This window comes from Pantoea sp. SM3640, from assembly GCF_015654165.1.
Lineage (GTDB): Bacteria > Pseudomonadota > Gammaproteobacteria > Enterobacterales > Enterobacteriaceae > Pantoea > Pantoea vagans.
On sequence record NZ_CP064872.1, the window covers coordinates 719312 to 741589 of the forward strand.

Sequence of the window (22278 nt, forward strand, 5' to 3'; positions counted from 1 at the left end):
GAAATTTTTGAGGGATGACCTCATTTAATCTCCAGTAGCATTTTGACCTGTAATGGGAGGAATTATGCGTCTGGATCGTCTTACTAACAAATTTCAGCTGGCTCTCGCCGACGCGCAGTCCCTGGCTCTGGGACACGACAACCAATTCATTGAACCTCTGCACCTGATGAGCGCGTTGCTCAAACAGGAAGGCGGATCGGTTTCACCTTTACTGACTTCTGCGGGTGTCAACGTTACCCCCTTACGCGTTCAGGTTGAGCAGGCCATCGATCGCCTGCCACAAGTTGAAGGCAGCGAAGGGGATGTACAACCCTCATCTGACCTCGTCCGGGTATTAAACCTGTGTGACAAGCTGGCGCAGAAGCGCAACGATAACTTTATTTCATCCGAATTATTTGTTCTGGCCGCCCTTGAATCTCGTGGTTCACTGGCCGATCTGCTTAAAGCAGCGGGCGCAACGCGCGAAAAAATCACCAGTGCGATTGAACAGATGCGGGGAGGAGACAACGTGAACGATCAGGGGGCTGAAGATCAGCGCCAGGCATTGAAGAAATACACTATTGATCTGACCGAGCGTGCCGAGAAGGGCAAACTCGATCCGGTCATCGGCCGCGACGAAGAGATTCGACGCACCATTCAGGTTCTGCAGCGCCGTACTAAAAATAACCCGGTGCTGATTGGTGAGCCTGGCGTGGGTAAAACCGCGATTGTCGAAGGGCTGGCGCAGCGCATCATTAACGGCGAAGTCCCTGAAGGTCTGAAAGGCCGCAGGGTACTGGCGCTGGATATGGGTGCGCTTGTGGCCGGGGCGAAATATCGCGGTGAATTCGAAGAGCGTCTGAAAGGCGTGCTGAGTGACCTGTCGAAGCAGGAAGGCAACGTCATTCTGTTTATTGACGAACTTCATACCATGGTAGGCGCCGGTAAAGCGGACGGTGCAATGGACGCCGGTAACATGCTTAAGCCTGCGCTGGCGCGTGGTGAACTGCACTGCGTGGGCGCCACCACACTTGATGAGTACCGTCAGTACATTGAAAAAGATGCTGCGCTGGAGCGTCGTTTCCAGAAAGTCTTTGTGGCTGAGCCGAGTGTGGAAGACACCATCGCTATTCTGCGTGGCCTGAAAGAGCGTTACGAACTGCATCACCATGTGCAGATTACTGACCCGGCGATTGTCGCAGCGGCGACGCTGTCTCATCGTTACATTGCTGATCGCCAGTTGCCGGATAAAGCGATTGACCTGATTGATGAGGCGGCATCCAGCATTCGTATGCAGATGGACTCGAAGCCGGAGTCACTGGATCGTCTTGAGCGCCGCATCATTCAGCTGAAGCTGGAGCAGCAGGCGCTGAAGAAAGAGGCGGACGATGCCAGTATCAAGCGTCTGGAGATGCTGGAAACTGAGCTGAACCAGAAAGAGCGCGAATATGCCGAGCTGGAAGATGAGTGGAAGACTGAGAAAGCTTCGCTGTCGGGCACGCAGAATATTAAAGCTGAACTTGAGCAGGCGCGTCTGAACTTAGAGCAGGCTCGTCGTCAGGGCGATCTCGCTCAGATGTCAGAACTGCAGTACGGTAAAATTCCGGAACTGGAAAAACAGCTAGCCGCAGCGACCCAGGCGGAAGGCAAAACCATGAAGTTACTGCGCAACCGCGTAACGGATGTGGAGATTGCGGATGTGCTGGCGCGCTGGACCGGTATCCCGGTGGCGCGAATGATGGAAGGTGAGCGCGATAAGTTACTGCGCATGGAACAGGATCTGCACGGCCGGGTCATCGGACAGGATGAAGCGGTTGAAGCGGTATCCAATGCCATCCGCCGTAGTCGCGCAGGTCTCTCTGATCCTAACCGGCCAATTGGTTCCTTCCTGTTCCTGGGACCTACCGGGGTAGGTAAGACCGAACTGTGTAAATCGCTGGCTAACTTCCTGTTCGACAGTGACGATGCGATGGTGCGTATCGACATGTCCGAATTTATGGAAAAACATTCGGTGTCGCGGCTGGTGGGCGCACCTCCGGGCTATGTCGGCTATGAAGAGGGCGGTTATCTGACCGAAGCGGTACGTCGTCGTCCTTATTCGGTCATTCTGCTGGATGAAGTCGAGAAGGCGCATCCTGATGTCTTCAACATTCTTCTGCAGGTGCTGGATGATGGGCGTCTGACGGATGGGCAAGGTCGTACGGTCGACTTCCGTAACAGCGTGGTGATCATGACCTCTAACCTGGGATCGGATTTAATCCAGGAACGGTTTGGCAACCTGAGCTACCCGGAAATGAAAGATATTGTGATGGGTGTGGTCGGACAGCATTTCCGTCCGGAATTCGTCAACCGTATTGATGAAGTGGTCGTCTTCCATCCGCTGGCTGAAAAACATATCGCGTCGATTGCGCAGATTCAGCTGCAGCGGTTGTACAAACGTCTGGATGAACGTGGTTATCAGCTGCACATCTCAGAGGATGCGATCAAACTGCTGGCCGAGAACGGATATGATCCGGTCTATGGTGCACGACCTCTCAAACGTGCGATACAGCAGCAGATTGAGAACCCGCTGGCTCAGCAGATCCTTGCCGGTTCGCTGGTGCCAGGCAAAACCATCGAAATGGATGTGGAAAACGACGTCATTACTGCACATCAGTAATAATGTGAGTTGAAAAACGGGCCACTGGCCCGTTTTTTTTTGCCCTTTTGCGGGGTTTTTGCTTATTTAGCATACCTTTTGAGTGCAAATTGAACGGTCAGTAAAAAAGTTATCATTTGCACTTGCGCTATCTGAGCCGTTCCCTATAATGCGCCTCCATCGACACGGAACACCGGCAACGGGAAACGGGTTGAGAGGCACAGGAGACTGCGCCGCCGGAGAAAAACTTCTGAGAAAGAGGTTGACTCTGCAGGAGGAAAGCGTAATATACGCCACCTCGCGACAGGACGCTAACGCACTGTTCGCACTGCTCTTTAACAATTTATCAGACAATCTGTGTGGGCACTCGCAGGATTGATATCAGCGTCTTAGGACGTAAAAAATATCAAAGCCTCACGAGTGAACACATAATGAAATTCATTATGACGTTTTACAGATGAGCACCGCTTAACTTGTTTAAGCAAATCAAACTTAAATTGAAGAGTTTGATCATGGCTCAGATTGAACGCTGGCGGCAGGCCTAACACATGCAAGTCGGACGGTAGCACAGAGGAGCTTGCTCCTTGGGTGACGAGTGGCGGACGGGTGAGTAATGTCTGGGGATCTGCCCGATAGAGGGGGATAACCACTGGAAACGGTGGCTAATACCGCATAACGTCGCAAGACCAAAGAGGGGGACCTTCGGGCCTCTCACTATCGGATGAGCCCAGATGGGATTAGCTAGTAGGCGGGGTAATGGCCCACCTAGGCGACGATCCCTAGCTGGTCTGAGAGGATGACCAGCCACACTGGAACTGAGACACGGTCCAGACTCCTACGGGAGGCAGCAGTGGGGAATATTGCACAATGGGCGCAAGCCTGATGCAGCCATGCCGCGTGTATGAAGAAGGCCTTCGGGTTGTAAAGTACTTTCAGCGGGGAGGAAGGCGGTGCGGTTAATAACCGCGTCGATTGACGTTACCCGCAGAAGAAGCACCGGCTAACTCCGTGCCAGCAGCCGCGGTAATACGGAGGGTGCAAGCGTTAATCGGAATTACTGGGCGTAAAGCGCACGCAGGCGGTCTGTTAAGTCAGATGTGAAATCCCCGGGCTTAACCTGGGAACTGCATTTGAAACTGGCAGGCTTGAGTCTTGTAGAGGGGGGTAGAATTCCAGGTGTAGCGGTGAAATGCGTAGAGATCTGGAGGAATACCGGTGGCGAAGGCGGCCCCCTGGACAAAGACTGACGCTCAGGTGCGAAAGCGTGGGGAGCAAACAGGATTAGATACCCTGGTAGTCCACGCCGTAAACGATGTCGACTTGGAGGTTGTTCCCTTGAGGAGTGGCTTCCGGAGCTAACGCGTTAAGTCGACCGCCTGGGGAGTACGGCCGCAAGGTTAAAACTCAAATGAATTGACGGGGGCCCGCACAAGCGGTGGAGCATGTGGTTTAATTCGATGCAACGCGAAGAACCTTACCTACTCTTGACATCCACGGAATTCGGCAGAGATGCCTTAGTGCCTTCGGGAACCGTGAGACAGGTGCTGCATGGCTGTCGTCAGCTCGTGTTGTGAAATGTTGGGTTAAGTCCCGCAACGAGCGCAACCCTTATCCTTTGTTGCCAGCGATTCGGTCGGGAACTCAAAGGAGACTGCCGGTGATAAACCGGAGGAAGGTGGGGATGACGTCAAGTCATCATGGCCCTTACGAGTAGGGCTACACACGTGCTACAATGGCGCATACAAAGAGAAGCGACCTCGCGAGAGCAAGCGGACCTCACAAAGTGCGTCGTAGTCCGGATCGGAGTCTGCAACTCGACTCCGTGAAGTCGGAATCGCTAGTAATCGTGGATCAGAATGCCACGGTGAATACGTTCCCGGGCCTTGTACACACCGCCCGTCACACCATGGGAGTGGGTTGCAAAAGAAGTAGGTAGCTTAACCTTCGGGAGGGCGCTTACCACTTTGTGATTCATGACTGGGGTGAAGTCGTAACAAGGTAACCGTAGGGGAACCTGCGGTTGGATCACCTCCTTACCTGAAGATACCTTCCCGCGCAGTGCTCACACAGATTGTCTGATAAAAAGTAACGAGCAGAAAAAACCTCTACAGGCTTGTAGCTCAGGTGGTTAGAGCGCACCCCTGATAAGGGTGAGGTCGGTGGTTCAAGTCCACTCAGGCCTACCAGATTTGTCCTCATGCTGCGTTGTGTCGACGGCTCGCATAGTTCACTATGCTTCGCATCGACACGCCTTGCCTGAGAAAAAATCGCATTCTTTACATGAAGAATGTTACTCCTGGTAGTAGTGGTCTCTGCAGTAACTGTATGGGGCTATAGCTCAGCTGGGAGAGCGCCTGCCTTGCACGCAGGAGGTCAGCGGTTCGATCCCGCTTAGCTCCACCATACCGTTTTAACTGTTTTTCTGAATACTTCAGAGCGTACCGGCAACGGTGTGCTGCGAAGTATTATGCTCTTTAACAATCCGGAACAAGCTGAAAATTGAAACGACGTGTCGTTTTCATTCTCCGTAATAAGAATGAAAAATACGACATGTTCGAGTCTCTCAAATGCTTGCAGCTCGCAGCGTTGTAAAACGCCTGTGGGTTGTGAGGTTAAGCGACTAAGCGTACACGGTGGATGCCCAGGCAGTCAGAGGCGATGAAGGACGTGCTAATCTGCGTAAAGCGACGGTAAGGTGATATGAACCGCTACAGCCGTCGATGTCCGAATGGGGAAACCCGGTGCACTCTGTGCATCATTGCAGCATGAATACATAGTGCTGCAAGGCGAACCGGGGGAACTGAAACATCTAAGTACCCCGAGGAAAAGAAATCAACCGAGATTCCCCCAGTAGCGGCGAGCGAACGGGGAGCAGCCCAGAGCCTGAATCAGCATGTGTGTTAGTGGAAGCGTCTGGAAAGTCGCAGGGTACAGGGTGATACTCCCGTACACAAAAGCACACGTGCTGTGAGCTCGATGAGTAAGGCGGGACACGTGGTATCCTGTCTGAATATGGGGGGACCATCCTCCAAGGCTAAATACTCCTGACTGACCGATAGTGAACCAGTACCGTGAGGGAAAGGCGAAAAGAACCCCGGCGAGGGGAGTGAAACAGAACCTGAAACCGTGTACGTACAAGCAGTGGGAGCCTTCTTTATGGGGGTGACTGCGTACCTTTTGTATAATGGGTCAGCGACTTATATTCTGTAGCAAGGTTAACCGTATAGGGGAGCCGCAGGGAAACCGAGTCTTAACTGGGCGTTAAGTTGCAGGGTATAGACCCGAAACCCGGTGATCTAGCCATGGGCAGGTTGAAGGTTGGGTAACACTAACTGGAGGACCGAACCGACTAATGTTGAAAAATTAGCGGATGACCTGTGGCTGGGGGTGAAAGGCCAATCAAACCGGGAGATAGCTGGTTCTCCCCGAAAGCTATTTAGGTAGCGCCTCGTGAACTCATCCTCGGGGGTAGAGCACTGTTTCGGCTAGGGGGCCATCCCGGCTTACCAACCCGATGCAAACTGCGAATACCGAGGAATGTTATCACGGGAGACACACGGCGGGTGCTAACGTCCGTCGTGAAGAGGGAAACAACCCAGACCGCCAGCTAAGGTCCCAAAGTCATGGTTAAGTGGGAAACGATGTGGGAAGGCACAGACAGCCAGGATGTTGGCTTAGAAGCAGCCATCATTTAAAGAAAGCGTAATAGCTCACTGGTCGAGTCGGCCTGCGCGGAAGATGTAACGGGGCTAAACCATGCACCGAAGCTGCGGCAGCGACGCTTAGGCGTTGTTGGGTAGGGGAGCGTTCTGTAAGCCGTCGAAGGTGTGCTGTGAGGCATGCTGGAGGTATCAGAAGTGCGAATGCTGACATAAGTAACGATAAAGCGGGTGAAAAGCCCGCTCGCCGGAAGACCAAGGGTTCCTGTTCAACGTTAATCGGAGCAGGGTGAGTCGACCCCTAAGGCGAGGCCGAAAGGCGTAGTCGATGGGAAACAGGTTAATATTCCTGTACTCGGTGTTACTGCGAAGGGGGGACGGAGAAGGCTATATCAGCCGGGCGACGGTTGTCCCGGTTTAAGCGTGTAGGCGGAGGGTCCAGGTAAATCCGGTCCCTTATTAACGCTGAGGCGTGACGACGAGGCACTACGGTGCTGAAGTGATAAATGCCCTGCTTCCAGGAAAAGCCTCTAAGCATCAGGTAACACAGAATCGTACCCCAAACCGACACAGGTGGTCAGGTAGAGAATACCAAGGCGCTTGAGAGAACTCGGGTGAAGGAACTAGGCAAAATGGTGCCGTAACTTCGGGAGAAGGCACGCTGGCGCGTAGGTGGAGGGACTTGCTCCCCGAGCCGAAGCCAGTCGAAGATACCAGCTGGCTGCAACTGTTTATTAAAAACACAGCACTGTGCAAACACGAAAGTGGACGTATACGGTGTGACGCCTGCCCGGTGCCGGAAGGTTAATTGATGGGGTTATCCGCAAGGAGAAGCTCTTGATCGAAGCCCCGGTAAACGGCGGCCGTAACTATAACGGTCCTAAGGTAGCGAAATTCCTTGTCGGGTAAGTTCCGACCTGCACGAATGGCGTAATGATGGCCAGGCTGTCTCCACCCGAGACTCAGTGAAATTGAACTCGCTGTGAAGATGCAGTGTACCCGCGGCAAGACGGAAAGACCCCGTGAACCTTTACTACAGCTTGACACTGAACATTGAGCCTTGATGTGTAGGATAGGTGGGAGGCTTTGAAGCGCGGACGCCAGTCTGCGTGGAGCCAACCTTGAAATACCACCCTTTAATGTTTGATGTTCTAACGTAGGCCCGTGATCCGGGCTGCGGACAGTGTCTGGTGGGTAGTTTGACTGGGGCGGTCTCCTCCTAAAGAGTAACGGAGGAGCACGAAGGTCAGCTAATCACGGTCGGACATCGTGAGGTTAGTGCAATGGCATAAGCTGGCTTGACTGCGAGAGTGACGGCTCGAGCAGGTGCGAAAGCAGGTCATAGTGATCCGGTGGTTCTGAATGGAAGGGCCATCGCTCAACGGATAAAAGGTACTCCGGGGATAACAGGCTGATACCGCCCAAGAGTTCATATCGACGGCGGTGTTTGGCACCTCGATGTCGGCTCATCACATCCTGGGGCTGAAGTAGGTCCCAAGGGTACGGCTGTTCGCCGTTTAAAGTGGTACGCGAGCTGGGTTTAGAACGTCGTGAGACAGTTCGGTCCCTATCTGCCGTGGGCGCTGGAGAATTGAGGGGGGTTGCTCCTAGTACGAGAGGACCGGAGTGAACGCACCACTGGTATTCGGGTTGTCATGCCAATGGCATTGCCCGGTAGCTAAGTGCGGAAAAGATAAGTGCTGAAAGCATCTAAGCACGAAACTTGCCCCGAGATGAGTTCTCCCTGACCCCTTGAGGGTCCTGAAGGGACGTTGAAGACTACGACGTTGATAGGCCGGGTGTGTAAGCGCAGCGATGCGTTGAGCTAACCGGTACTAATGACCCGTGAGGCTTAACCTTACAACGCCAGAGGCGTTTTTGAGAGACACGATTTTCAGCCTTGTACCGGATATTCTGCGCGGCCCCCTGTGGCGGCGCGGAGACAGAATTTGCCTGGCGGCTTTAGCGCGGTGGTCCCACCTGACCCCATGCCGAACTCAGAAGTGAAACGCCGTAGCGCCGATGGTAGTGTGGGGTCTCCCCATGCGAGAGTAGGGAACTGCCAGGCATTAAATAAGTGAAGAAGCCCCGCACGCGAGTGCGGGGCTTTTTTACGTCAAGATTTTGCGATATTAAGTAGAAATAGTGACCGCAGTTCCACTTCCAGCAGCCCTCGTAACCCCCATGCTTCTCTCAAGAATCGCCAGCAACTCGCTGATTTTTCGCTAATTGGCGATATGGCTCACAATATTAATCTCAGATTACCCCGCCTTTACCTTCAGTAGACTTAAATGCTTTACTCAATCCTTTAAACGCTGTTGATCAGCAAGGAACAGAGGTAAGGCATGACAACAACAAATAATAAAATTCAGCCGGATGATACAAGGAAACGCATCTGGGCTATCGTCGGCGCGTCATCGGGCAACCTGGTTGAATGGTTCGACTTCTATGTCTATTCATTCTTCTCGCTCTACTTTGCGCACATCTTCTTCCCGCAGGGCGATACCACCACGCAGTTATTACAGACGGCTGGCGTTTTTGCGGCAGGATTTCTGATGCGTCCGATTGGTGGCTGGCTGTTTGGCTATATCGGCGACAAACATGGCCGAAAAAATTCGATGCTGGTTTCAGTCTGCATGATGTGTTTCGGGTCGCTGGTTATTGCCTGCCTGCCGGGTTACGCAACGATCGGCGTGGCGGCTCCCGTCATTCTGCTGCTGGCGCGTATGTTTCAGGGATTATCGGTGGGTGGGGAATATGGGACCAGCGCCACCTACATGAGCGAAGTGGCACTGGAAGGGCGCAAAGGATTCTACGCCTCATTTCAGTATGTCACGCTGATCGGTGGCCAGTTAGCGGCGGTACTGACCGTGGTGGTGCTGCAATTTCTGCTCACTGACGCAGAGCTACGCAGCTGGGGCTGGCGAATCCCCTTCTTCCTCGGCGCACTGCTCGCGGTTGTCGCATTATGGTTACGGCGCTCTCTGGAAGAAACGTCAGACAAGACCAGCCGCGAACACCGCGATGCGGGAAGCGTAATTGGATTGTTGCGCAACCATATCCGTCCTTTCCTGATGGTGCTGGGTTTCACCGCAGGCGGTTCCCTGAGTTTTTATACCTTCACCACCTACATGCAGAAGTATCTGGTTAACACATCGGGTATGGATCCTAAAACGGCCAGCGGGCTGATGACTGGTGCGCTGCTGGTCTTTATGCTGATTCAGCCGATTATTGGTGCATTGTCAGATAAAATCGGTCGTCGCACCTCGATGATGATCTTTGGTGCGGGCGCGGCTATCTGTACCGTGCCAGTTCTGACGCTGCTGCAAAATGTGCAGAGTCCCGGCGTGGCTTTCCTGTTAATTATGCTGGCATTGCTGATTACCAGCTTCTACACGGCTATCAGCGGAATCCTTAAAGCCGAAATGTTTCCGCCGCAGGTGCGCGCACTGGGTGTCGGGCTCTCCTACGCTGTTGCGAATGCCATCTTCGGTGGTTCGGCAGAGTATGTCGCGTTGCTGATGAAGAAGCAGGGGATTGAGACCACCTTTTTCTGGTATGTCTCAGCGATGGGTGCGGTGGCGTTTCTGGTGTCGCTGTTGCTGCACAAGCGTGGTAAGGGGATTAAGCTTTAAAACAGCTACTGACTCAGATTCCATAGGGCAATGCCGCTGGCTGCACCGGCGGCATCCCAGGCGAAATCTTTCCAGCTCTAGCCGCTGCCATTCGGGCGGCTGTCATACAGCTCTTTTCCCGCCCCAGGACTTAACGAAAAAAGAATGCCGACAGACCTGCTTTGCCTGCCAGAACTGCGGAAGCGACAACGTGTTCTGCTTTATCCCGTCCGGTCCATTGATCTTCCGCCATATGGGCACATCCACTACACAACAGCAAAGCAGCACGCTTCGCATAATGGATACCTTCATGGCCGCAGGGATTAAAGAATACGGCTGATCAGACGATCGATACGTATCCGGCGCAGACGACGAATCAGTTTCCGCACCTTGGCCGGATAATCAGCAATACTTTCAAGCTCACGGAAATGCGTCACTACCGTGGTGTGCTGACGGATTAGCGTCAGCTCTTTTTCACGCTGCGCTGCTAATTGCTGATGAGGATCGTGGATCAGCACCGCATTTTCCAGGTCGAGCCGCCATGCACGTGGATTGAGGTTATTGCCGGTAATCAGCTGCCATTCATCATCGACCCACATCCCTTTAAGGTGATAACTGTTCTCGCCATCCTTCCACAGTCTTACGACCAACTGGCCGGTCGTAACGTAGTAGTGCAACCGGCTAAGGAAACGGCGCAGATTGATTTCATACAGGTATGGCAGCGCGCCGATAATTTTGAACGGTTGATCGGGCGCGATATAGAAATCATTGGCTGTTTTATCACCGACGATAATCTCGACCTGTTTTCCCTGGCGCAGCAGGTTAATGATATTACGCACCAGCAAGGCGGGCAGGTTGAAGTAGGGTGTACAGATAATCAGCTTCTGTTCTGCACAGGGCATCAGGTGAAAAATGGTTTTATTAAGCAGGCTATGCTTACCCAGACCGACCAGCGGCGTGACCGCCAGTTCATCGTTGCCGGCATTCCCTTCAAACTGATAATTGAAGCCACGCAGATCCTGACGGAACTGGCGCGTCTCATTTTTAATTTCAGGGCTGGAAGGGCGCTCAGCAAAATCGAGCCGGTTAACCGCTTCTGCTGGCTTCAGATTGAGCGTGATCCAGTCATACATGGTATCGGTCAGCTGCGAATTGCGGATAACCTGGTAGCGATCGTAGCGATACTTGTCATGCTGATGCAGGTAAACATCATTGATGCTGGCGCCGCTGTAGAGCAGCGTATCATCAATAATGAAACCTTTAAGATGGAGTACACCCAGGGCTTCGCGGGTATTAACCGGAATACCATACACCGGGATGGCAATATCGGCATAACGCGTCGCCATTTCGCAATACCAGTCGGCATTGGTTACGCCTCGCGCTGCGCCAATTCGCCCACGCTGCGCACGATGCCAGTCTACCAGAATTGAGATATCCAGCTCCGGTCGCGCCTGCTTCGCATGATAAAGCGCATCCATGACGGCACGTCCGGCGTCATCGTTTTCCAGATAGAGCGCAACGATACAGATGCGGGTATGCGCTGCCGCAATCTTCTCCAGCAACGTCTGACGAAATTCGGCCGGCGAGTAAAGTGTCGACATATCCGCAATGGATTGTGACAGTTTCGGCAGCTCTGCGAGGTGTTGTTGGTGTTTATTACGTTTAAATTTAGACAACATCACAGTGCACTTCTTCTCTGTTCATTGCATGGCCTTTTGCCATCAAATCAGGGTTATAACCATAAATAATAACATCAACTTCGTCGATTCGAACGTTTTTTACCTTTCTCTACAAGGTTAGCTGATCTCATTCTGTAAAGACAATTTCAGGCTGACAATACCGTCATCCAGTTGAATATCAACATGAAAATTGAGTTTTCGGGCCAGGGTAATCATGCCGCGGTTATGAGGCATGGTGATACCGTTTAATTGTTGCAAGCCGTGATGTCGGGTATAGCGGATCATCTTTTCCAGCAGACGACGGCCCATACCTAACCCTTTCAGGTCCGAACGGACCAGCACTGAAAACTCCGCATCAATGTTATCAGCGTCAGAGATGGCGCGGGTGACGCCAATGATTTCGGGGCGCCCCTGATGCTGACGGACCGCCACAATCGCCATCTCGCGGTCATAATCGATCTGAGTCATATTGGCGAGGTCATCATGCGTGAACTCGTTGATCTCACTGAAGTAGCGGTAGTAGAGATCCTCTTTGGTGACCTGACTGATAAAATCGCGCAGTAAAGGCTCATCCTCTGGCAGAATCGGGCGGAACAGGCAGAATTGCCCATCTTTTAACTCTACCTGCTCTTCCAGATGCTGCGGATAAGGGCGAATGGCCAGTCGTGTTTCGTTATCGCCGTGGAACGGGGCCAGCGTCAGAGTGACGTCCAGCAGGGTAAAGTCATTGCCCGCCGCCAGCAGCGGATGAATATCCAGTCGCTGGATCTCCGGGCAATCCACGACCAGATCAGAGACCTGCACCAGCAGCTGACTCAGGCCGGGGATATCCAGCGGATTCAGGGCGCTGCGGCTGCGGATTTTTCCGCTCTTGATCGCCTGGATTACCAGATAGCGTGCCAGCGTCATATTCAGCGGGGGGAGGGCAACGGCAGCCTGTTTATCAGCCTGCCATTCAACTCCGCCTTCACCCAGCATAATAATTGGGCCAAACAGTGCATCCTGGTCGACCACAACCCGCAGTTCCTGCGCGCCCGCACGGCTTGCCATGCTCTGAACCAGCAGCCCCTCAATACGTGCCTGCGGCAGCGTCTGCTTTACCCGATCAAAAATAGCTTCGGCGGCATGCTCCACTTCACTGGCATTGCGCAGGTAGAGCATCACACCCTGAACCTCTGACTTATGGGCGATATCGGGTGAACGCAGCTTCAGCGCCACCGGGTAGCCAATCTGGTCGGCAATGGCTACCGCTGCCGCACTGTCACTGGCGATCCAGGTTGGCAGCGTGGCCAGCCCATAAGCCTGCAGCACTGGCTGCACTTCGTGAGTATCCAGTGAGGTAATGCCGCGCGCCAGCGCCTGTGACAGCAGCTGGTGAGCATGTGCACTATCCTGGTTAAGCGTGGCGGGCAGGGCAGGCGTTTCGCGCAGCTGCTTCTGATTACGCCGGTACTCAACCTGATGCATAAAAGCGGTGACAGTGCCTTCCGGCGTGCGCCAGGTCGGTATACCCGCCTGCGTAAAGGCACGACGCGCAGCCTGTGAAGAGAACTCGCCGCTCCAGTTGGTCAGCAGCGTCACCAGCTTGCCGCGCGGGTGGCGGGCCACGGTATCGATCAGATGAGCGGCTGTTTCAGTCGCGGGCGCGACCGCGCTTGGCGCATGAATGATCATTAAGGCATCAAGTTCATGGCTGTCGAGGAGGATCTCCACACAGGCAGCGTAGCGCTCAGCGGTGGCGTCATCTTTTAAATCCAGCGGATTACCGCGACCCGCACCAGCAGGCAAAATAGCCTCAAGCTGCTGACGCGTTTCATCGCTGAGCTGCGCCAGTTTCCCGTTGCGGGCGTAAAGCTCATCCAGCGCCAGCGCGGCGGGCGCCGCACCATTACTGATGATCATCAGCCTGTCACCGCGCAGTGGCCGCATATGACTCAGCGATTCAACGGCGGAAAACAGCTCATGGGTATCCTGTACCCGCAGCAATCCGGCGCGCTGAATGGCCGCATCCCAGGCCGCGTCCAGACCACTGTGGGTGCCAAGCAGCGCCTGCGCTTCACGGCTGCGACCACTCTTGATCACCAGAATCGGTTTATTACGGGAGGCGCTGCGTGAGGCGGAAACAAAGCGACGTGCGTCACTGAGGTGCTCCAGATAAAGGAGGATGGCACTGGTTTTACCGTCGCGAGCCAGGAAGTCGAGCAGGTCATCAACATCGGTGTCCAGGCTGTCACCCAGCGCGATAAACCACGAAAAACCGAGATTACGCTGCTGCGCCCAGTCGAGAATGGTATTCGACACGGCGGCGGACTGGGAGATAAACGCGATACGGCCTTTCTCTATGGGTACCGGCGAGAAGCTGGCATTGAGTCCCTGCCAGGGGGCCAGCAGACCAAGACTGTTCGGTCCCAGCAGACGTATCTGCCACTGGCTGGCGCAGGCTTTAAGTTCCGCCGACTGGCTGGCAGGCGCAGAGAGAATAATACAGGCCTTGCAGCCTTTCTCGCCGAGCTGTTGCAGCAATTCGAGGTTACGTTTTGAGTGGGTGCAGATCACCGCCAGGTCAGGCGCGAAAGGTAAGCTGTCGATAGTGGGCCAGGCCAGTACGCCGCTGACCGCTTTATATTTTGGCGTCACCGGCAGCACCGGTCCGCTAAAACCGCCTGCCAGCAGGTTACGCATCATAAAATAGCCGGCACGCCCGGGCGTGACCGAGGCACCAATCACCGCAATTGATTTAGGTCGTAACAGCGCTTCCAGTCCGCGTTGGCTCATCTCGCCCTCCAGAGATCGGGATTTGCGTGATTGTAAACGCTTTTTGCTGGCCGTGCCTCCGGGCAGATCGCAGGCTGAGCATCCGGATCCTGGAAACTGTCAGGGCAGGCTCATGCCTGCCAGCCAGAGAGGGATGCGGTTAAGCCTGTCCGGCGTGATGCGGCTTTCCTGCCAGGTAAGCCGTGCGGAACCGATCGAAATGGTGAGATAGCGCCTCTGCCGCCCGCCGATCGCCCGCCTGTGCCAGCAGCGCCGCTGCCACTTCAGCGGTACAGTGCTGACCTTCACCGTGGGCCTCACGCAGCGTATAGCGCGAAGGCGTGCTGACATCCAGCGACATCACCGGCAGGGCATCGAGCCAGGGACTTTTGCGAAACATCTTGCGCGCTTCGGTCCAGGTGCCATCCAGCATAATAAACAGCGGCGGCTTGCCGCTGATGGGCGGCGTTGTCAGCACCTCGCGACCAGGATCGGCATAGGAAGCCGGGAAGACGACCAGTGGCTGATAATCGGGATTGCGCACGGCCGCCAGCAGCAGCGGATCCGGTTCGGTGCGTGACCAGCCAAATGCCTGGGTATCCGGCAGAATATCGGCAATCAGACGACCGGTGTTACTCGGCTTCATTGGCTCGGTATCAAACATCACCAGGCAGAAGCGACTACGGGCAGACTGCGGCACGATCTGGCTGCAGAGGCAGTTGGCCTCTGGCAGCAGGCAGCCCTGGCAGCGAATGACCCGATTTCCGCGCGCGAGGAAAGGACGGGTGGCACGGGCCAGGCGTTGGGTGCGCAAGCGCAAAACGGCATTATCAGACATGAGTATTCAGGGCAGGAAAAACGTCAGTGTAATCGAAGCGCAGATGAAAAGGAAAAGGCCAGACTGGCTGGCCTTTGAAGTTTAGAGTGATTCGTCAAGCCATTCGTTAAACGGCGCTTTGGGCATAGCACCGTTCAGCATGTCGACCCGCTCGCCATTTTTAAACAGCATGATGGTCGGGATGCTGCGAATGTTGAAACGGGCGCTCAGGGCGGGCTCCGCTTCGGTATTCACTTTAATAAAGCGGACCTTGCCGCTGCGTTCACTGGCAACATCCTTGAACACCGGCGCAAAATTGACGCAGGGGCCGCACCAGGGCGCCCAGAAATCGATCACTACCGGCAGATCATCCTGCAGATATTTGTCAAAGTTGGCGCTGGTGGCATTCACCACTTCGCCATCGAACAGCTCATTTCCGCAGCGACCACATTTCGCCACGTCGGCAAGGCGTTCGTCAGGAACGCGATTGGTTGCCTGACATGAAGCGCATACCGTATTCATAGGAACCTCTGATGTTGAAAAGTGTCAGTCTGGTAATAGTTGTCCATTATGAAAGGGGGCGGTTTTTCGCTCAATCTGGATTGCTCTATAGGTTCAATAGTTGATAGCTAAGCGCCAGCACATCAGGTAATCTGCGCGCTCTAAATGCAGGAGGAAGACATGAACGACGAATATAAAGGCAAGAGCGGCAAAGTTAAGGTGATGTACGTGCGTGGCGAGGACGATAAAAGCGCGCGCGCGCCGAATCCTCGTACAGGCAAAGGTGGTCACTCTGCTGCCCGCCAGGATGATAATCGTCGTTCATCTGGCCCCCGCACTGAACGCACTCAGGAAGGCGGTCGCTCCGCTGGTCGTCGTAGTGATGACACCGGTCGCAGCAGTTCACCGCGTCGTGATGAAGGCGGACGTGGCGCACCACGCCGTTCAGACGATGGCGCAGGTCGCCGCAACGATCGTGATGATGACAGCCGCGGCGCCTATGGCAGCAGCGATTCCCCGTGGCGCACCGTGTCACGCGCACCATCCGCCGATCGTGCGTCATCGCCTGAGAGCGATAAGCCGGATCACGGCGGCATCAGCGGCAAGAGCTTCGTCGATCCTGAGCAGATCCGCCGTCAGCGTAATGAAGAGACCCGCGTCTATGGCGAGAACGCCTGTCAGGCGCTGTTCCAGAGCCGTCCGGAAGCGATTGTTCGCGCCTGGTTCGTGCAGGAAGTCACACCGCGTTTCCGCGAAGCACTGCGCTGGCTGGCGGCTAACCGCAAAGCCTATCACGTGGTAGAAGATGCTGAGATCACCAAAGCATCAGGTACAGAGCATCATGGCGGCGTCTGCTTCCTGATCAAAAAGCGTATGGGCATGGCGGTGTCTGAATGGCTGAGCCAGGCAAATACGAAAGATTGCGTACTGGCACTGGAAGATGTCAGCAACCCGCATAACCTCGGCGCAATTATGCGCAGCTGCGCGCACTTTGGCGTAAAAGGTTTGCTGGTGAATGACGCTTCACTGCTGGAGTCAGGTGCAGCCGTGCGTACCGCAGAAGGCGGCGCTGAGCATGTGCAGGCGATCAGCGGCGCAACCTTCAGCGAAGGTCTGGAAGCGTTCCGTAAAGCAGGTTACACCATCGTGACCACCTCCAGCCATCAGGGCACGCCGCTGGCGCAGGCTCAGCTGCCGGAGAAAATGGTGCTGGTGTTAGGCCAGGAGCGTGAAGGTCTTTCTGACACCGCGTTCAAACAGGGTGATATGAGCCTGTCGATTGGCGGCACCGGTAACGTGGAAAGCCTCAACGTCTCTGTCGCAACCGGCGTACTGCTCGCCGAATGGTGGCGTCAGAACGCATAAAAAAACGGGCCGAAAGGCCCGTTTTTTTTGGCAGGTACGGGTCAGCGTTAAGATCGAGCCTGCGCAGGGAACAGGGTCAGCTCGGAAAGACGCAAAAAACGCCATCCCTCTGTGAACATGTCAGAAATGAAAAACGGGCCGAAAGGCCCGTTTTGCTGTGTGACATCAGTGCGCGCCACCACCACCACCGCCTGCCCCAAACGGCGGACGGGCAAACCAGATCAGCACCAGCAGGATCAAAAATACTCCCGCCGATGCCCAGAAGATCTCATTCGCTGAAATAATCAGTCCCTGATTGGTAATCTGCTGCGCGATATAAGCTGACGCCTGCTGCTGCGTCATCCCCATGCTCTCCAGCTGGCTATACATCTGCTGTGAATTGACGTTATACGGGGTAATCGACTCCGTCAGATAGCTATGATGCATCGACTCGCGATTCGTCCACATGGTGGTGGTAATCGATGTTCCCACTGAACCGGCAAAGGTTCGCATAAAGTTCGACAGGCTGGAGGCGGCGGCCATGCGCTCCGGCGGCAGTCCCGACAGCGTAATGGTGGTCAGCGGCATAAAGAAGCAGGCTACGGCAAAGCCCTGGATAAACTGCGGCCAGGCTGAGGCACCAAAGTCCATGCCCGGTTCAAACGTATACGCGCGCCAGTAGAAGCAGACGGCATACATAATGAAGCTGAACGTGACCAGCCGTCGCATGTCGAGCTTATGCGCAAAGCGACCAATAATCGGCGACAGGATTACCGGCAAAATCCCCACCGGCGCAGATGCCAGACCCGCCCAGGTTGCGGTGTAGCCGTAGACCTCCTGCAGCAGTTGCGGCAACAGGACTATCGAGCCGAAGTAAAGCATATAAGCCAGACTGATCGACAGGCAGCCAATGGTGAAGTTGCGCGATTTAAACAGCGACAGGTCGATGATAGGGTGATCGTCCGTCAGCTCCCACACCAGCAGCACTGACAGCGCAATAACCGCCACGACCCCGAGCACGATAATCTCGGACGAGTTAAACCAGTCAAGCTCCTTTCCACGGTCCAGCATCACCTGCAGACAGCCGATCCCCACCACCAGCAGCACCAGACCGACCATATCGATCGGCCGGATTTCTGTTTTGGTTTCCCGGCCACGCAGGGTCTGCAGCGTCAGTATGACTACTGCCACACCAATGGGCACGTTGATAAAGAAGATCCAGCCCCAGTGGTAGTTATCGCTGATCCAGCCACCCAGTATCGGGCCACAGATCGGCGCAACAATCACCGTCATCGCCCACAGCGACAGCGCAACACTCCGCTTGGCCGGAGGATAGTTGTTGAGCAGAAGACTTTGCGACAGCGGAATCAACGGACCCGCGACGATCCCCTGAATGATGCGGAAAAAGATCAGCATCTCCAGACTATCTGACATGCCACATGCCCATGAGGCGATAGCAAACAGAATGGTCGACCAGGTGAAGAGCTTCACTTCACCGATGCGTTTTGCCAGCCAGCCGGTCAGGGGGATCGAGATCGCATTGGCGACGCCAAACGAAGTGATCACCCAGGTGCCCTGAGAGTTCGACGCCCCCAGGTTCCCGGCAATGGTAGGGATAGCCACGTTGGCGATGGTCGAGTCCAGAACCTGCATGAACGTCGCCAGCGACAGCGCAATGGTCATCAGGACCAGCGGCATCCCTTCAAGCGGTTTTTGTGCCATTACAGACTCCGCGTTCTCATCCGGCGTTGGCGCGGACGATATCGGTGATCAGCTGATTGACCGGCGCAAGGTCAATCGCCAGCGCGTTGCTGCTGTAAGCGGCCTGCTGACGGGCGCTGGTGGCGAGCGCGCTACCCTCTTTGCTGGTGGTATCGATTTTAACCAGCGTGGAGAGGCCGATGCGCAGCGGATGCCTGGCGATATCGTCCTGATTCAGTTCGATACGAACCGGCAGACGCTGCACCACCTTAATCCAGTTACCGGTGGCATTCTGTGCGGGCAGCAGAGAGAAGGCGCTGCCGGTGCCCATATCCAGCCCCACGACTTTACCCTGATAAACCACTTCGTCACCGTAGATGTCGGCGACCACGGTGGCAGGCTGACCGATACGAACGCCTGCCAGCTGCGTCTCTTTGAAATTCGCATCGACCCACAGATTGGTGGCAGGTACGACAGCCAGCAGCGGGGTGCTGGTAGAGATTTGCGAACCGACCTGTACGCTGCGACGGGAGACAAAGCCATCCATCGGGCTGCGAATTTCGGTGCGCTGCAGCGCCAGCCAGGCGTCACGCAGCTCAGCCGCGCTCTGTTGCACGGCAGGCTGATTCTCCAGCGAGGTGTTGAGGATCATCGCCTGATTCGCATTGTATTGCTGAATGGCTACGTCCAACTGCGCTTTGGCCGTTGCCACGGCGTCACGGGCGTGCTGCAACTCTTCACGGCCAATCAGGTTAGCCGCACCTAATGGCTCACGACGTTTCAGGTCGGCTTCTGCCTGCGCCAGCGCGGTCTGCTGCAGCGTAATGCTGGCCTGATACTGTTTGCCATTAATCATCAGCTGATGCGTCTGACGCACGCTGGTGGCCAGTGCCGTCTGCGCTTTTTCAAACGCCTGCTCGGAATCGGTCTTATCGAGTGACACCAGCACATCGCCTTTTTTGACGAAATCGGTATCTTCAAACCAGACTTTATTCACGCTACCGGAGACCTGGGCCATCACCTGCACCTGATTACCTGCAACGTAGGCGTCATCGGTTTCCTGAAAATGGCGCAGCACCAGGAACCAGTAAACGCCCCAGGCAATACCAATCAGCACAAAGATCAGCGCCAGCACAATGAGCACGCTTTTGCGCTTCTTCTTTTTGCTGGCTGACGGTTGCGGGCTTTGTGCTTCTGCCGTTGCACTCATGACTTTCTCCACGTTTTCCATTTAGTCGGGCGGCAGAAATCCTTTTCTGCCAGCGCCCGAGTCGAAAAAGCCAGCGACTGAGCGCTGGCCAGATAAAAAAGGAAATTAAAATAACGATTTCGACAGGTGATTGTGTCGCACTTATTGCTATTAGCGGGACAGCGAGGCGATCAGCTGATCTTCATCCATTTTATCAAGACGATTAAGCAACTTACGGGTAATGCCTTCGAGCTGAGACTTCTCATCGACTGACAGCGACGACCAGAGGTACTGCAGGCTCTGATGCTGAGGTGGCAGCAACTGACGCAGGAACTCCATCCCTTTATCGGTCAGATGCAGGTGCAGACAACGACGATCGTGATCGCTTTCGCGACGCTCAATCCAGCCGCGCTTTTCCAGCTCATCAGCAATGCGCGTGGCATTGGTGCGTGAAGAGCCAAGGGCAGAGCTGAGCTCAGAAGGCTGAATGCTGTGATTTTCCTGCGCATCCAGTGTAATCAACGCCATAAACAGGGTCTCATTAATACCCTGTGCTTTCAGCATCTTATTGCGGTTGTCCAGCAGTTTACCCTGCATATGCATACAGAGACGCGTCAGAATAATTTCCTGCAACGGAAAATCCTTATGGCGATTGGCACGGATGTTTAGCATCTGCTCAATGGGAGTAAACGAACTTTCCATTAAAAAAAACCTCACTAATTGCAACTTGTATAATAACTATGGTGACAGGCTAAGCGTAGTCACTTTTTGGCAGGTGGTCGCTGACAGACTCGCACGCTGCACCATCAAAGGTATTCCAGGCCATTCCCTGGCCCTGGGTCAAAAACCCGTACGCCCGGCGGCAGCCGCAGTGCCGGGACGTTATCAAAAAGGGGGCAAATTTAATAATATCGCGAGGAAAAATAACTGAAGTGAATAGGTTTGTTACTAACCATAACAAACCTAACCATTTGTGACCAGACCAATGCACTGTCCGGACAGCCTTCAGTTAATTTTTTCCGGCTCAAAGCGCGATCCGCCCGCCCAGATCAGCAGATTCACTAAAGTCAGTAACGCACCAGCGATACAGACACCATACCAGCCCGCAAGATGGTAAGCGGTAGCGGAGAGCAGCGAGCCCGCCGCACCACCGATAAAGTAGCTGGTCATGTAACCGGCATTCAGACGATTACGCGCCTCCGGCATCTGCGCATAAATCACGCTCTGATTGGTGATATGAACAGCCTGTACTGCCAGATCCAGCAGCAGGATGCCGACGATCAGCGGCACAAGCTGCTCTGCACCCCACGCAATGGCGGCCCACGACAGCAGCATCAGCAGCAGGCCCAGTCGGGTCGTCAGTTTCGCTTTGCCTTTATCCGCCAGGGAGCCCGCCTGGCGTGCGGCCAGCGCACCCGCGGCACCGACCAGACCCAGCAAGCCAATTTTGCCTTCTGAGAAGTGATAGGGCGCGCCGGAGAGCAGAAACGCCATCGAGGTCCAGAGCAGGCTGAAATTGGCAAAGGAGAGACAGCCGGTCCAGGCACGAGTGCGGATCACCCGATTACCTGCATACAGCCGAAAGATGGACGCCAGCAGTTGCGGATAGCTCATGGGCACGGATTGTTTCACGCGTGGCAGCGAGCGCCACAGTGCCAGCGCCATAATCACCATCAGCAGGCTGGCGGTCCAGTAGACGGTGCGCCAGCCGCCAAGCTGTGCCAGGCCGCCTGCCACGGTACGCGCCAGCAGAATTCCCAGCAGCAGACCGCTCATTACCGTTCCGACAATTTTACCGCGTCGCTCCGGCTCAGCCAGCGTGGCGGCCAGCGGCACCAGAATTTGTGCGGCGACCGAAAACAGGCCGGTCATGACCGTGCCCAGCAGTAAAAAGAGGAACGTGTGCGACAGGGCGATAATCACCATGCCCGTCGCAGCCAGCAGGATCATCGTCACAATCAGGCTGCGTCGTTCAAAGCGATCGCCCAGCGGCACCAGCAACAGCAGACCGCAGGCGTAGCCGAGTTGCGCCGTGGTGACAATAAACCCGGCAAGGCTCACAGAGAGATCAAACTGTTGGGCGATGGTATTGAGCAGTGGCTGAACGTAGTAATTACTGGCTACACAGAGGCCGGTAGCTACTGACATCAGCATTACTAAAGCAGGCGTCAGACCCTGGCGAGTCGCATTCATAAACAGCATCGGTCGCTAATAATCATTTGAGGTTAATAATAACTCAAAAAACTATTTCACACGCATGTTTATTAACAGGCCATACCAGTCATAACAAGAGGTTTAAACCACGGTAGAGGATTTACGGGTGACGTTATGCGAACAGGCTCAGGAAGCATACGCCTTTCGCAAAGACGCAAAAGATGCCATCCATGGCCCGCTATGCTTTGC

11 protein-coding genes, 2 tRNA genes, 3 rRNA genes and 1 pseudogene are annotated in these 22278 nt (G+C 54.8%); 8 read left to right on the plus strand and 9 right to left on the minus strand.

The annotated features are described in order from the left end of the window. Positions 1-52: 52 nt before the first annotated feature. From clpB to IV493_RS03490, 7 genes are all read left to right on the plus strand, one after another. Positions 53-2638, plus strand: coding sequence for an ATP-dependent chaperone ClpB (gene clpB / locus IV493_RS03460; protein ID WP_179291149.1), 2586 nt, complete (start codon positions 53-55; stop codon positions 2636-2638). A 473-nt stretch (positions 2639-3111) separates the two neighbouring features. After that, positions 3112-4653 (plus strand): 16S ribosomal RNA (locus IV493_RS03465). 73 nt (positions 4654-4726) lie between these two features. Further along, a tRNA-Ile gene (locus tag IV493_RS03470) sits at positions 4727-4803 on the plus strand. A 141-nt stretch (positions 4804-4944) separates the two neighbouring features. Next, a tRNA-Ala gene (locus IV493_RS03475) sits at positions 4945-5020 on the plus strand. Between the two features lie 207 nt (positions 5021-5227). After that, positions 5228-8136: ribosomal RNA gene (locus IV493_RS03480) — 23S ribosomal RNA — on the plus strand. A 92-nt stretch (positions 8137-8228) separates the two neighbouring features. Continuing rightward, positions 8229-8344 (plus strand): 5S ribosomal RNA (gene rrf / locus IV493_RS03485). Together the 16S, 23S and 5S rRNA genes with 2 tRNA genes alongside form the textbook arrangement of a ribosomal RNA operon. A 277-nt stretch (positions 8345-8621) precedes the next feature. Further along, complete coding sequence (locus IV493_RS03490) at positions 8622-9911, plus strand: MFS family transporter (protein WP_195857731.1); 1290 nt, start codon at positions 8622-8624, stop codon at positions 9909-9911. 5 nt (positions 9912-9916) lie between these two features. Here the strand turns inward: IV493_RS03490 and IV493_RS18495 are convergent. The 5 genes and pseudogenes from IV493_RS18495 to trxC all read right to left on the minus strand — a co-directional run bounded on the left by IV493_RS18495 (position 9917) and on the right by trxC (position 15662). Further along, positions 9917-10143: pseudogene (locus IV493_RS18495) on the minus strand (YfiM family protein). Positions 10144-10213: 70 nt separating this feature from the next. Then, positions 10214-11569: a CDP-diacylglycerol--serine O-phosphatidyltransferase gene (gene pssA, locus IV493_RS03495; protein ID WP_013358805.1), complete on the minus strand. Its 1356-nt coding sequence runs from the start codon at positions 11567-11569 to the stop codon at positions 10214-10216. A gap of 117 nt (positions 11570-11686) precedes the next feature. Next, positions 11687-14344: a bifunctional acetate--CoA ligase family protein/GNAT family N-acetyltransferase gene (locus IV493_RS03500; RefSeq protein WP_013358804.1), complete on the minus strand. Its 2658-nt coding sequence runs from the start codon at positions 14342-14344 to the stop codon at positions 11687-11689. Between the two features lie 139 nt (positions 14345-14483). Beyond that, positions 14484-15161: a tRNA-uridine aminocarboxypropyltransferase gene (locus IV493_RS03505; protein WP_013358803.1), complete on the minus strand. Its 678-nt coding sequence runs from the start codon at positions 15159-15161 to the stop codon at positions 14484-14486. 81 nt (positions 15162-15242) lie between these two features. Next, positions 15243-15662, minus strand: a complete 420-nt coding sequence (trxC, locus tag IV493_RS03510) for a thioredoxin TrxC (RefSeq protein ID WP_013358802.1) — start codon at positions 15660-15662, stop codon at positions 15243-15245. A 159-nt stretch (positions 15663-15821) separates the two neighbouring features. On the opposite strand from trxC, the gene IV493_RS03515 reads away from it, so the two are divergent. Beyond that, positions 15822-17006: a tRNA/rRNA methyltransferase gene (locus IV493_RS03515; RefSeq protein ID WP_013358801.1), complete on the plus strand. Its 1185-nt coding sequence runs from the start codon at positions 15822-15824 to the stop codon at positions 17004-17006. 165 nt (positions 17007-17171) lie between these two features. Here the strand turns inward: IV493_RS03515 and emrB are convergent, their stop codons facing one another. The 4 genes from emrB to IV493_RS03535 all read right to left on the minus strand — a co-directional run bounded on the left by emrB (position 17172) and on the right by IV493_RS03535 (position 22068). Further along, entirely contained in the window at positions 17172-18707 is a 1536-nt protein-coding gene (gene emrB, locus IV493_RS03520) for a multidrug efflux MFS transporter permease subunit EmrB (protein WP_013358800.1), read from the minus strand. 16 nt (positions 18708-18723) lie between these two features. Next, the gene (emrA, locus tag IV493_RS03525) at positions 18724-19896 is read right to left on the minus strand and encodes a multidrug efflux MFS transporter periplasmic adaptor subunit EmrA (protein ID WP_195857732.1); all 1173 of its coding nucleotides are present in this window, start codon (positions 19894-19896) and stop codon (positions 18724-18726) included. A gap of 150 nt (positions 19897-20046) precedes the next feature. After that, positions 20047-20577 carry a transcriptional repressor MprA gene (mprA, locus tag IV493_RS03530; RefSeq protein ID WP_003850381.1) on the minus strand — a complete coding sequence of 177 codons (531 nt, stop codon included), beginning with the start codon at positions 20575-20577 and terminating at the stop codon, positions 20047-20049. A 303-nt stretch (positions 20578-20880) separates the two neighbouring features. Next, positions 20881-22068, minus strand: coding sequence for an MFS transporter (locus IV493_RS03535; protein WP_041457253.1), 1188 nt, complete (start codon positions 22066-22068; stop codon positions 20881-20883). Positions 22069-22278: the final 210 nt, after the last annotated feature.